Below are 13,170 nucleotides of genomic sequence, written 5' to 3'. Positions count from 1 at the left end.
CTGCGGTGCTCAGCTGTCGGCGCGGCTGGCGAGGGTGACGGTGAAGTCCATCAGCTCGCCCTCGCGCAGCACGACGATCGTGGTCTGGTCGCCCGGTTCGAGGTCGCGGATGGCGGCCACCAGGCCGGCGAGGCCCTCGATCGGCGCGTCGTCGACCTCGATGACGATGTCGCCTTCGAGCAGCCCGGCGTCCGCAGCGGGCGTGTCCTCCTCGACCGTGGCGACGATGGCGCCCTGGCCGCCGTCGGTCCGGTCGGCGAGGCTGACACCCAGGAAGCCCTCTTCCCGAGGCTCTCCATCGGCCTGATCGCGGAGCGATTCGACGATGGGCAACGCCTCGGCGGTGGAGATCGCGAAGCCGATGTTGGTCGCCGCCGTGAACGTGTCACCGCGGGCGACGGCGGTGTTGATGCCGACAACCTGGCCGAGCGAGTTCACGAGCGGACCACCGGAGTTGCCCGACGAGATCGCGGCGTCGGTCTGGATGAGGCCGTCGAGCACGGCGTCGGAGCTCGTGACGATCGTGCGGTTCAGAGCCGACACGATCCCCTTGGTGACCGAGGGGTCGCCGTCGAGGTCGAGAGCGAAACCGATCGCCATCACCTCGTCGCCGATGTCGATCGCGTCCGGGTCGGCGAACTCGGCGGCGGCGAACTCGTCGCCCTCGATTCGGAGCAACGCCAGGTCGTTGCCGGGGTCGGCGGCGAGGAGGACCGCCTCGCGAGGCTCGCTCTCGCCGGCGAGACGGACCCGGATCTCGGTCGCGTCCTCGACCACGTGGGAGTTCGTCAGGATCTCGCCGTCGGTCGTGGTGATGACGCCGGTGCCCACCGACGTGCCGGCACCACCGACACCGCCTTCGACGTCGGCGCTGATCGTGACGACCGACGGGGCCACGTGCGCAGCGACGGCGGCGACATCGAGCGCCGGCAACTCGCGATCGCCGTCGGCGATCTCGAGCAATGCGCTGGAAGCGCGCTGCGGCGGCGTGGGGTCGCCGTCGTCGTCGAGCGAGACGGCGATCAGACCGCCGGCCACGCCGGAACCGATCATCGCGACGGCGAGCAGTCCGGCCATTGCGGCGCGACGGGGCCCTTGGCGAGGGGTCTTCTCCGGGGTCGGCGTCGGATCGGCCGTCGGTCCGCTCATCGGCGGGTTCCCGGGCGGGACCGCGACGTGTTCGATCGGGTCGTTCGGCGTGAGCTCGACCATCGTCGGCGACGTCGAGGTGGACACGGACGACGGGTCCGGCTGCGACCCGGGATGCACGGGCGGCTCCCAGGAGCCGGCTGACGGTGTGGCGCCGTCGTTCTCGCGGGGAGGGGGCAGTGCGGTCATGTCACTGGTCTACCAACGACAGCGCCGGCCCGCCATGGAGGCGGGCCGGCGCTTCTCAGTTGCGATTCAACCAGAAGGGGTCAGGCACCTTCTGGCCGGCCGATCGGAGTAACCGGTGCCTGCAGCGCCAGAAGGTGCCTGACCCCTTCTGGCGCTGGTCGCCTCAGCCCTTGGCTTCGATGAAGGCGTCCGAGAAGTTGATCTCGTAGTCGCCCGTGTCGCTGATGAACTCCAGCTTCTCGAGGTCGTCGGGGTAGATCGCCGGATCCTCGAGGATCTCGGGCAGGATCGACGCCTCGGCGGCCTCGTTCGGGCTGGCGTAGTAGTTCCAATTCGTCAGCGCGGCGCCATTCTCGGCATCGAGGATGAAGTTGATGAACGTGTGCGCCGTGCACGGGTGCGGCGCGTCGTGGACGACGGCCATGTTGTCCACCCAGCGGGTGCCGCCCTCGTCGGGCACGAAGTACTCGTACTGCGCGGGGTCGTCCGCCTCGTCGAACTGGACGAAGAAGTTGCCCGAGTAGCCGTGGGCCACGACCGTCTGGCCGGTGGCGAGGTTCTCGTCGTAGCCGTCGGAGTCGAACGCCTGGATCGGGGCATTCGCCACGAGTTCCTTCGCCTCGTTCAGCTCCTCTTCCGAGGTCGAGTTGAGCGAGTAGCCGAGGTACTTCAGAGCGGCACCGAGCGTTTCGCGCGGATCGTTCAGCAGCGAGATCGAACCGGCGGTGCCGTACTCGTCGGCGGTCGCCTGGTCGAACACGAGCGCCCAGGAGCGGGGGAAGTCCTCGCCCGTCACGGCCTTGTCGACACCCAACCCGGTCGTGCCCCACTGGTACGGGGCGGCGTATGCGCCCTCGGGGTCGTACGGCAGGCCGCTCTCGAAGTCGTCGGCGAGGTTCGAGTAGTTCGGGATGGCAGCCTTGTTGAGCGCCATCACGTCACCGTTCGAGATCATGATCGAGACCATGTAGTCGGACGGGACGATCACGTCGTAGCCCGAGTTGCCGGCCGAGATGATCGGCTGCATGGCTTCGTTCGAGTCGTAGGTGTCCTGGGTCACCGACACGCCGTACTGCTCTTCGAACGCCGTGAGCAGCTCGGGGTCGATGTACTCGGCCCAGTTGTAGAGGAACAGGTCGCCGTCGACCTCGTCGACGGCACAGTCCGGCCCGTCGCCCGCCGGCTCGGCGGCATCGTCGCCCGAGTCGGCATCGTCGCCCGAGTCGGCATCATCGCCGTCGCCCGAGTCGTCTGCTGCATCATCGGTGTCGTCGGCAGCCGGTTCGTCGTCGTCGCCACCGCACGCGGCGAGGGCGAGCGAGGCGACGACCGCTGCGGCGATCGTCCTGCGCTTGGTGATCATTGGTTCTCCCCTTGGGTTTGCGGGCCGCTCACGCGGCCGGTTCACGCCGGCGTCGGCCCTGGTTCGCGCGCTGCGCGAACAAGCTGCCGATCACCAACACCAGGGACGCGGACAGCATCACCACCGACACGGCGTTGATGAGCGGTGTCACGCCCTTACGAATGAGACTGAACACGTACACCGGCAGGGTGGTGCTGCCCGGGCCGGCGACGAACTGGGTGACGACGACGTCGTCGAGCGACAGGGTCAGAGCGAGCAGCGCGCCGCCCATCACGCCGGGCATGATCTGGGGCAGGGTGACGTGCACGAACGCCCGCCACCGGGTCGCGTAGAGATCGGCGGCGGCCTGTTCGAGCGTGGCGTCCATGCCGGCGATGCGGGCTCGCACGACGACCGACACGAAGGCGATGTTGAACGCGATGTGGCTGACGACGATCGTCGCGAACCCCTTGGCGATGCGCAGACCGAACCATGCGTCGAGCAGGTCGAAGGCCTGCGTGAAGAACAGCAGCATCATCACGGCCATCGTGACGTCGGGGATGATGATGGGCAGGTAGAGCAGCGCGTCGAACACCTTCTTGCCCCGGAACGTGAACCGTTCGAGTGCCAATGCCGCCATCGTGCCGAGCACGACCGAGACAACCGTCGACACCAGCGCGACCTTGATCGACACCCAGATCGCGTCCTGGACGCGGGTGTCGTCGCCGAGCGCTCGATACCAGTCGAGGGTGAAACCGCCCCACTGGCCGGGGTTGCGGGCGCCGCTGAAGCTGTAGATCGTGAGCAACACGATGGGCGCGTAGAGGAAGATCAGGACGACGACGACGTTCAGGCTGAGCCCGAACCTGGCGATGCCCCTGGCCTGGGCCGACGACGACCCGCTCACAGGTTCTTCCCCCCGGATCGGAAGTAGACGATCGTCGCGGACAGCATCACGGCCATCAGGACGAACGACACCGAGGCACCGACCGGCCAGTTCCGGGCGGTCAGGAACTGGGTGACGATGTAGCTGCCGAGCATCGTCTCGCGGCCACCGCCGAGGATCTCGGGTGTGACGTAGGCACCGAGGCTCGGCACGAACACCAGGATCGACCCGGCGATGACGCCGGGCAGCGAGAGCGGCAGCACGATCTTGAGGAACGACTGGACGCCGTTGGAGTAGAGGTCACGGCTCGCCTCGACGAGGCGCCAGTCGATGCGTTCGATCGACGCGTACAGCGGCAGGATCATGAACGGCAGGAAGGAGTACGTCAGCCCGAGGACGACGGCGGTGCGTGTGAACAACAGGTCGGTCTCGCCGAGCCCGACCGCCTCGGTCGCCGACGAGATCGGGCCGCCGGTCGACAGCAGCAGCCGCCACGAGTAGTTGCGGACCAGGAAGTTGGTCCAGAACGGGATCATCACCGCGACCAGCAGCAGGTTGCGCACGAGCGGGCGTCGAGTCGCCGCGTAGTACGCGTAGGGATACCCGATCACGAGACACACGAACGTGGTGATCGCTGCGAGCCAGGCCGAGCGGAACACGACGTTGCGCACGATCGGCTCCCCGAGCTTGCGGTACGAGTCGAGGTTCCAGCCCGACAGTGCGACGCTGCCCGAACTCGTGCGGGTCGCGAAGCTGTAGACGAGCACGATGACCAACGGCACCGCGAAGAACAGCACCATGTAGAGGTAGGCCGGGAGCGCCAGCAACAGGCCGCGTCGCCGGTCGGCCTTGCGCAGCCGCCGTTCGACCTCCTCGCCGACGTGATGATGTTCGTGATCCGGGTCGACGATGTCGAGCGGGTCGAGCGAACTCGAACTCACGCCGGCACCACCGCGACGGCATCGTCGCGCCACCACAAGCTGACGTCGTCACCGACCTCACGACGAGCGACACTCGGCCGGTTCTCGGCCCGGACCTCGATCGTCATCCAGTCGAGCGTGACGTGGTACACGACGCCACTGCCGAGGAACGTGACGGCGCCGATCGTGCCGTCGAGCGAGGCGTGGCCGTCGGGCACCGCGCCGCGGTCGACGAGTTGCACCCGCTCGGGCCGCAGACTGAGGGCGATCGCCTCACCAGTGGTTCCGGCGTGGTCGACCACGACTCGTGTCCCGTTCGTCAGGCACACGGTCGACGAGTCCTCGACCGTGCCCGGCAAGAAGTTGGAGCGGCCGATGAAGTCGGCGACGAACCGGTTCACCGGCTGGTCGTAGATCTCCTCGGGCGTGCCGACCTGGAGCAGTTCGCCGTCGCCCATGACGCCGATGCGGTCGGCCATCGACAACGCTTCTTCCTGGTCGTGGGTCACGAACACGAACGTGATACCGACTTCGCGCTGGAGCTGCTTCAGCTCGAACTGCATGCCCTGTCGCAACTTCAGATCGAGTGCGGCGAGGGGCTCGTCGAGCAGCAGCACCTTCGGCCGGTTGACGAGTGCCCGCGCGAGCGCGACACGCTGCTGCTGACCACCCGACAGCTGATTGGGGCGACGATGCTCCATGCCGGTGAGGCGGACCAGCTCGATCGCCTCACCCACGCGCCGGGCGACATCGGCCTTCGGCGTCTTCTGCATCCGCAATCCGAACCCGACGTTGTCCGCAATCGACATGTGCGGGAACAGGGCGTAGTTCTGGAAGACGGTGTTGACGGGCCGCTTGTTGGGCGGCAGCGTGCCGACCTCGTCCCCATGGATCTTGAGGCTTCCCGCGGACGGGATCTCGAGCCCGGCGATCATGCGGAGCGTCGTCGTCTTGCCGCAACCCGACGGGCCGAGCAACGCGAAGAACTCGCCGTCAGCGATGTCGAGGTCGAGCGCGTCGACAGCAACCACATCGTCGAAGCGCTTGGTCAGCGCTCTCATGGAGACGGCGGGAACCATCGACGGGAGATTACTCACCCAGAACATGTTTGTGACGCGAACGCGTCACGATCACACGCCGTTCACACAACCTCGGTCGACCGGCGCCGAGGAGCTCATCGCTTGATGTGAACGCACCGGTTCACATCGTCTACGGTCCCGTCGTGCGGCAGCAGCGAACCAGGTCAGGAGGTCACCAGCGAACGGGCCTCCGGCGGCAAGGGTTGCCGGAACCGCCCGGACGGCACCGGCGCGCCCGATCGAACGAGCGCGATGTGCCATGACGGCGACGAGCCGAGTGCCCACCGCAACGCGTCGACCGCCACGGCGCCGATGCGGTGGGCACCCGGACGTGGAGACAGACCCGTGATCTCGGCGATCCGCGGCGGCAGCGTCGCCACGGCCGCCTGCTGGAGCAGGGTGTAGCCGACCTTGACGGGCGGTGACAGCGGCGGCGACGCCAGGAAATCGATCGCCTCCCGCTGGGCTTCCGTGGGCTGGAGGTCGGGATGTTCGGTGATCCAAGCCGACAACTCGTCGGCGGTTTCGGGCATGGGGTCGGCACCGAGCAGCGCACCGATCTTCGTCTGTTCGAGCACGAACCGGTCGGCCTCGTCGTCGGTCAGCGGTTGCGGCCCGTAGTGCTGATACGCCGTGAGGAACGAGTCGGTGAGTGCGTTGTGGACCCACGCCGCGTGGGCCGGGTTGTCGGCCGAGTACGGGACGCCCCGTTCGGAGACGCCGCGCACCGAGCGGTGGACGCGTTGCACGATCTCGGCCGACCGCTCGACCTCGGGCATCGCTCCGTACGTCGTCTCGGTGACGTAGAAGGAGGTGCGGGTGAGGCGGCCGAGCGGGTCGTCGCGGTACGACGAGTGGTCGCCGACACCCGCGACCACTTCGGGGTGAGCGGTCTGCACGAGCAGGGCGCGGACGCCGCCGACGAACGCGGTGGCGTCGCCGATGACCCGCCACGACACGGAGTCGGGGCCGAGCAGGCCGGGGTCGCCGACGTGGTCGAGGGTGTGTTCGAGCGGTTGCGGCCCGTGCGAGAAGAGCGAGGTGGTCGCACCGACCACACGGTCACGGAGATCGTCGACGACCGACATGGCGCAGTCGTACCCGTTTCGCCACAGTTGCACGCCTCCCCCTACGTCCGAACACGGGCGACCGGATGCACCGTCGGTTGAGGTCAGACCCCAACCGACTGACCTCAACCGACAACCGACTAGTCCTCGATCACGTCGAGGCCTTGTTCGCGGAGCCTGGCCAGGTTGTCGAGCATGCCCTGGAGTACCTCGGGTGGGTGGCCGTCCCAGTCGTCGACCTCGCGGACGACGCGCATCGGCTGTCTCGTCCGGTACGACTGCGTGATGTTGCCGGGGAATCGCTTGTTGGTGACGTTGGGGTCGTCCTCGAACGGACCGGTCGGCTCGACGACGTACACGTGCCCCCGTTCGGCCGAGCCGGTGAGCGACGTGGCGAGTTCCGCACCCCAGACCGCCGTCTCGACGAGTGCCGAAAAGTAGACGTGGTTCGAGATCCGCCCGTCTTGGTAGTTCGACCGCTGTCCGACGAGGACGTCGTCGCCGGCGGCGAACGACCGAGCGGTGCCGTGGAAGAACGGTCCGGTGACATGGTCGCAGTCGTCGAACGTGACCGGAATCCAGTCGTCGGCAGCACCCGTCGGATCGTTCGTCATCGCAGTGACAGAACCAGAAAACCCGGCTTGCAACAAGCGCACCCTCCCGACCTACGGTGAGTGGTGGCGGGACCGTTCGTGCACGTAGGGGATGCCACGGAAAACGCAAACGGCCCGGCCCTCAAGAGAGGCACCGGACCGTTTGGTCAGAATTTTTCTGCGAAGCAGAGCTCGAGATTTCGTTCGCTCGCCAGGCAGACGAGCCCCGAGCAGCCTCTCGGCTGCGAGCGGGCGATGTCAACGCCGCGAGCGGGCGAGAGATCAGCTCTGCTGGATTTTGATTTCGATGTCGACACCGGCGGGCAGCTCGATGCGCTGCAGGGAGTCGATGGTCTTCGCGTTGGGGTTCACGATGTCGATGAGCCGCTTGTGGATGCGCATCTCGAAGTGCTCACGCGAGTCCTTGTCGACGTGCGGGCCACGGATGACCGTGTAGCGGTGCTTGTCGGTCGGCAGCGGGATCGGGCCACGGATGGTGGCGTCGGTCCGGTTGACCGTCTCGACGATCTTCTTCGTCGACTGATCGATGATCTCGTGATCGAACGCCTTGAGGCGGATGCGGATGTTCTGTGCCATGTCGGTTCTTCTCTCTCAGCTGGCGTCGGTCACTTGAGGATCTTCGTGACGCGGCCCGCACCCACGGTGCGGCCACCCTCACGAATCGCGAAACGCAAACCCTCATCCATCGCGATCGGCTTACCCAGCTCGACCGTCATCTCAACATTGTCACCAGGCATCACCATCTCGGTACCCGACGGCAACTCGATCGTCCCGGTCACATCCGTGGTCCGGAAAAAGAACTGCGGACGATAGTTGTTGAAGAACGGCTTGTGACGACCGCCCTCCTCCTTCGTCAACACATACACCTGACCCTCGAAATTCGTATGCGGCGTGATCGAACCCGGCGCACACAACACCTGACCACGCTCCACATCTTCCTTGTTCGTGCCACGAAGAAGCGCACCGATGTTGTCACCGGCCTGACCCTCATCGAGCAACTTGCGGAACATCTCCACACCCGTACACGTCGTCTTCTGCGTATCACGCAACCCGACGATCTCGATCTCGTCACCGGTGTGAATCACACCCTGCTCGACCTTGCCCGTCACCACCGTGCCACGACCCGTGATCGTGAACACATCCTCGATCGGCATCAAGAACGGCTTGTCCAGATCACGCTCCGGCTCCGGAATATACGTATCAGCAGCAGCCATGAGCTCCATGACCTTCTCCTGCCACTCCGCCTCACCCTCGAGCGCCTTCAACGCCGACACCGGCACGATCGGAGCATCATCACCGGGGAACTCGTACTCGTTCAACAACTCACGAATCTCCAACTCGACCAGCTCGAGCAGTTCCTCATCATCGACCATGTCCGCCTTGTTCAACGCGACCACGATGTACGGAACACCCACCTGACGAGCCAACAACACATGCTCACGCGTCTGCGGCATCGGACCATCAGTCGCCGCGACCACCAAGATCGCACCATCGACCTGCGCCGCACCCGTGATCATGTTCTTGATGTAGTCAGCATGACCCGGCATATCGACATGCGCATAGTGACGATTCTCGGTCTCGTACTCGATATGAGCAATCGAAATCGTGATACCACGCGCCTTCTCCTCCGGCGCCTTGTCAATCGTGTCGAACGCCGCAAAATCAGCCAAACCACGATCCGACAACGTCTTCGAAATCGCCGCCGTCAACGTCGTCTTCCCATGGTCGATGTGACCCATCGTGCCAATGTTCACGTGCGGCTTGTTGCGCTCGAACTTCGCCTTGCTCATCTTCGTTCTTCCTCTGTGACTTTCTTCGGGATCTAGTGGATTCGGGGGACGATCACTCGCCGCGCACGCGCTTGACGATCTCGTCCTGGACGTTCGTGGGGACCTGCTCGTACTGGCCGAACAGCATCGTGTAGTTGGCACGGCCCTGGGTCGCCGAGCGGAGGTCGGTCGAGTAACCGAACATCTCCGACAGCGGCACCTTGGCGCGCACCGTCTGGGTGTTGCCGGAGGCTTCCATGCCCTCGACCTGACCGCGGCGGCGGTTGAGGTCGCCGACGACGTCGCCGAGGTACTCCTCGGGGGTGACGACCTCGACCTGCATGATCGGCTCCATGAGGACGGCGCCGGCCTTGGCCGCCGCTTCCTTGATGCCGGCCTGGCCGGCGATCTTGAAGGCCATCTCCGACGAGTCGACGTCGTGGTACTGACCGTCGACCAGGGTCACCTTGACGTCGACCATCGGGAAGCCGGCGAGGACGCCGGACTCGAGGCCGGCTTCGACGCCCTGACCCGTCGGGTTGATGTACTCGCGGGGCACGCGGCCACCGGTGATCTCGTCGGCGAACTCGAAGCCCTCACCCGGGTTCGGCTCGACGCGGAGCTTGATGACGGCGAACTGGCCCGAGCCACCCGACTGCTTGACGTGGCGGTACTCGTAGCTGTCGACGGTCTTGGTGACGGTCTCGCGGTAGGCCACCTGCGGCTTACCGATCGTGGCCTCGACGTTGTACTCGCGCTGCATACGGTCGACGAGCACCTCGAGGTGCAGCTCACCCATGCCGGAGATGACGGTCTGGCCGGTGTCGTGGTCGGTGCGGATGCGGAAGGTCGGGTCCTCGTCGGACAGCGCCTTCATCGCCTTGCCGAGCTTGTCCTGGTCGGACTTGGTCTTCGGCTCGATGGCGACGTGGATGACCGGCTCGGGGAACTCCATCCGCTCGAGGATCACGGCGTTGTCGCGGTCGCACAGGGTGTCACCGGTGGTGGTGTCCTTGAAGCCGAGACCGGCGACGATGTCGCCGGCCATGGCGACGTCGAGGTCTTCACGGTTGTTGGCGTGCATCAGCAGGATGCGACCGAGACGCTCGCGCTTCTCCTTGGTCGAGTTGTAGACCTCTTCGCCCTTGTTGATCTCGCCCGAGTACACCCGGAAGTAGGTCAACTTGCCGAACGGGTCGGCGACGATCTTGAACGCCAGCGCCGAGAAGGAGGAGTCGTTGGCGTCGCGGGTGATCTCCTCGTCGCCACGCATGTTCGTGCCCTTGATCGGCGGCACGTCGAGCGGGCCGGGCAGGTAGTCGATGACGGCGTCGAGCATCGGCTGGACGCCCTTGTTCTTGAACGCCGAGCCGCACAGGATCGGCACGAACGAGTGCTCGAGCGTGCCCTTGCGGATGGCCGCCTTGATCTCGTCCTCGGTGATCTCTTCGCCGCCGAGGTACTTCTCCATGAGTTCCTCGTCCTCGGTGGCGAGGGTCTCCATCATCTCTTCGCGGTACTGGTTGGCCTGGTCGACCATGTCGTCGGGGATGTCTTCGATCTCGTACTTCGCGCCGAGGTCGCTCTCGTCGGTGTCACGCCACACGAGCGCCTTCATGCGCACGAGGTCGACCATGCCGATGAACGGGGTGTCGACTTCCTGTCCACCGGCGCCGACGGGCAGCTGGACGACGAGCGGGTTCGCCTCGAGGCGGTCGCGCACCATGTCGACCGTGCGGTAGAAGTTGGCGCCGATGCGGTCCATCTTGTTGACGAAGCAGAACCGGGGCACCTTGTACTTGTTGGCCTGACGCCAGACCTGCTCGGTCTGGGGCTCGACGCCAGCGACCGAGTCGAACACGGTCACGGCACCGTCGAGCACGCGAAGCGAGCGCTCCACTTCGATGGTGAAGTCGACGTGGCCGGGCGTGTCGATGATGTTGATGCGGTGGTTGTCCCACACGCAGGTCGTCGCGGCCGAGGTGATGGTGATACCACGCTCCTGCTCCTGCGCCATGTGGTCCATGGTCGCGGCGCCGTCGTGCACCTCACCGATCTTGTAGCTCTTCCCCGTGTAGTAGAGGATGCGCTCCGTGGTGGTCGTCTTGCCGGCATCGATGTGCGCCATGATGCCGATGTTGCGGGTGCGCTCGAGGGGGAACTCACGCTTGGCCATCGTCAGATCACTTCCGTCTTTCGGGGTTAGAACTCTCAAGGAACAGGTACCGACCGAACCGCAGTCCGGCCGGAAACACGATGTTCGAGTGTAGCGCCCACGATCCGGGAACCACCTGGGTGCATCCGGAATTCAATCCCCGTTCAGCACGGGCCCTCCGGCGGTCGGTCGATGTCAGGTGAACCCTGGGTGAATATCGTTCAATGACGGTTGAACGATTCGAAGGCGGGGCGTAGCGTCGGCGACGTGACCGGGATCTCTGCAGACGCCGAGCGACGCGCCGCCGTGCATGCGGCGCTCGGCGAACCCGTCCGCGTCGCGGTCGTCGACGAGCTGCAACGCAGTGACCGCTCCCCCAAGGAGCTGAGCGCCCTGCTGGGCGTCGCGCCGAGCCTGTTGGCGTTCCACCTCGACGCGCTCGAGCACGCCGGGCTGATCGAACGCATCGCGTCGAGCGGTGATCGACGCCGCCGGTACGTCCGGTTGCGCCCGGACCGGCTCGACCTTCGCCTCGGTGCCGCCCCCGTCGACCCGGCGACACCGATGTTGTTCGTCTGCACCCAGAACTCGGCCCGCTCACAACTCGCCGCGGCAGCGTGGCGGGCCGACCGGGGCGGACCTGCCGCCTCCGCCGGCACCGAACCCGCCGATGCCGTCCACCCCGGGGCCGTCGCCGCCGCCGCGCGTGCCGGCCTCGATCTCGGCCACGCCCGCCCGCAGCGGCTCGAGACGGTGCCGGAGGGCACGACGGTCGTCACGGTGTGCGATCTCGCCCACGAGCAACTGCCGTCGGTGCCGGCGTGGCACTGGTCGATCCCCGACCCTGCCGTCGACGGCACCGACGCCGCGTTCGATGAAGCCCTCGACCTCATTCGTCGCCGGATCACCACCCTCACCACCACCACCGGCACCACACCCACCAACGATCCCCAGGAGCAACGATGACCCGCATCGGCATCAACGGTTTCGGCCGCATCGGACGACTCGTCGTCCGCGGCCTCGCCACCCATCCCGAACTCGAACTCGTCCACGTCAACGACCCGAAGGCCGACGCTCCGACGGCAGCGCACCTGCTCGAGTTCGACACCGTGCACGGCCGCTACGCCGGCACCGTCGACCACGACGACAACTCGATCACCGTCGACGGCACCCGAGCGACGGTCTCGATGCACAGCACCCCCACCGACGTGCCGTGGGCCGACCTCGGGGTCGACATCGTGCTGGAGGCGAGCGGCAAGTTCAAGACGACCGAGGTGCTCCAGCCGTACCTGGAGAACGGTGTGCAGAAGGTGATCGTCGCCGCGCCGGTCAAGAGTGACGGTGTGCTGAACATCGTCATGGGGTGCAACGACGATCTGTACGACCCGTCGACGAATCACATCGTCACGGCTGCGTCGTGCACCACGAACTGCCTCGCTCCGGTCGTCAAGGTGCTCCACGAGCAGATCGGCATCGAGCGCGGTGCGATCACCACCATCCACGACGTCACCAACACCCAGGTCATCGTCGACGCGCCACACAAGGACCTGCGTCGCGCCCGATCGGCGCTCAACTCGTTGATCCCGACCTCCACCGGTTCGGCGACCGCGATCACGATGATCTATCCCGACCTCGTCGGCAAGCTGAACGGCATGGCGGTTCGCGTGCCCCTGCTGAACGCGTCGATCACCGACGCCGTGTTCACGATGAGCCGGGACGTCACCGTCGACGAGGTCAACGGCTTGTTCCGCACTGCTGCCCAGGGCGAGCTCGAGGGCATCCTCGGCTACGAGGAGCGACCGCTCGTGTCGGCCGACTACACGAACGACACCCGGTCATCGATCGTCGACGCCCCGTCGACGATGGTGGTCGACGATCGGATGGTGAAGGTCATCGCCTGGTACGACAACGAGTACGGCTACGCGTTCCGCATGGCCGATCTCGCGGCGAAGGTCGCCGGTTCGCTGTGACACCGCAGCACACCCCGGGATCGGACGCTG

The 13,170-nt window shown here is 66.1% G+C and carries 12 protein-coding genes; 2 read left to right on the top strand and 10 right to left on the bottom strand.

Features of this window, described 5'->3' with window-relative positions:
* Positions 1-9: 9 nt before the first annotated feature.
* From BDK89_RS04400 to fusA, 10 genes are all read right to left on the bottom strand, one after another.
* A complete protein-coding gene (locus BDK89_RS04400) occupies positions 10-1,338 on the bottom strand; it encodes a S1C family serine protease (protein ID WP_133867788.1) in 1,329 nt (442 codons plus the stop codon).
* A gap of 163 nt (positions 1,339-1,501) precedes the next feature.
* A complete protein-coding gene (locus BDK89_RS04395) occupies positions 1,502-2,701 on the bottom strand; it encodes a polyamine ABC transporter substrate-binding protein (RefSeq protein WP_133867787.1) in 1,200 nt (399 codons plus the stop codon).
* A gap of 28 nt (positions 2,702-2,729) precedes the next feature.
* Entirely contained in the window at positions 2,730-3,587 is an 858-nt protein-coding gene (locus tag BDK89_RS04390; RefSeq protein WP_133867786.1) for an ABC transporter permease, read from the bottom strand.
* Complete coding sequence (locus tag BDK89_RS04385; RefSeq protein ID WP_133867785.1) at positions 3,584-4,507, bottom strand: ABC transporter permease; 924 nt, start codon at positions 4,505-4,507, stop codon at positions 3,584-3,586. Before BDK89_RS04385 ends, BDK89_RS04390 begins: the two co-directional genes overlap by 4 nt.
* Positions 4,504-5,583: an ABC transporter ATP-binding protein gene (locus tag BDK89_RS04380; protein WP_208293962.1), complete on the bottom strand. Its 1,080-nt coding sequence runs from the start codon at positions 5,581-5,583 to the stop codon at positions 4,504-4,506. Before BDK89_RS04380 ends, BDK89_RS04385 begins: the two co-directional genes overlap by 4 nt.
* Positions 5,584-5,729: 146 nt before the next feature.
* Entirely contained in the window at positions 5,730-6,686 is a 957-nt protein-coding gene (locus tag BDK89_RS04375) for an oxygenase MpaB family protein (RefSeq protein WP_133867784.1), read from the bottom strand.
* A gap of 86 nt (positions 6,687-6,772) precedes the next feature.
* Complete coding sequence (arr, locus tag BDK89_RS04370; RefSeq protein ID WP_133867783.1) at positions 6,773-7,246, bottom strand: NAD(+)--rifampin ADP-ribosyltransferase; 474 nt, start codon at positions 7,244-7,246, stop codon at positions 6,773-6,775.
* 261 nt (positions 7,247-7,507) lie between these two features.
* A complete protein-coding gene (gene rpsJ / locus BDK89_RS04365; protein ID WP_133867782.1) occupies positions 7,508-7,822 on the bottom strand; it encodes a 30S ribosomal protein S10 in 315 nt (104 codons plus the stop codon).
* Between the two features lie 29 nt (positions 7,823-7,851).
* Positions 7,852-9,036: an elongation factor Tu gene (tuf, locus tag BDK89_RS04360; RefSeq protein ID WP_133867762.1), complete on the bottom strand. Its 1,185-nt coding sequence runs from the start codon at positions 9,034-9,036 to the stop codon at positions 7,852-7,854.
* Between the two features lie 52 nt (positions 9,037-9,088).
* A complete protein-coding gene (fusA, locus tag BDK89_RS04355) occupies positions 9,089-11,191 on the bottom strand; it encodes an elongation factor G (RefSeq protein WP_133867781.1) in 2,103 nt (700 codons plus the stop codon).
* A gap of 246 nt (positions 11,192-11,437) precedes the next feature.
* Between fusA and BDK89_RS04350 the strand changes: the two genes are divergently transcribed.
* Positions 11,438-12,136 (top strand): arsenate reductase/protein-tyrosine-phosphatase family protein, encoded by a 699-nt coding sequence (locus BDK89_RS04350; protein WP_133867780.1) that lies wholly within the window; start codon positions 11,438-11,440, stop codon positions 12,134-12,136.
* Entirely contained in the window at positions 12,133-13,140 is a 1,008-nt protein-coding gene (locus BDK89_RS04345; protein WP_133867779.1) for an ArsJ-associated glyceraldehyde-3-phosphate dehydrogenase, read from the top strand. The genes BDK89_RS04350 and BDK89_RS04345 overlap by 4 nt, the downstream gene beginning before the upstream one ends.
* Positions 13,141-13,170: the final 30 nt, after the last annotated feature.

The sequence above is a fragment of the Ilumatobacter fluminis genome (assembly GCF_004364865.1).
GTDB classification, from domain to species: domain Bacteria; phylum Actinomycetota; class Acidimicrobiia; order Acidimicrobiales; family Ilumatobacteraceae; genus Ilumatobacter; species Ilumatobacter fluminis.
This window is presented reverse-complemented; position numbering and strand designations above follow the sequence as displayed.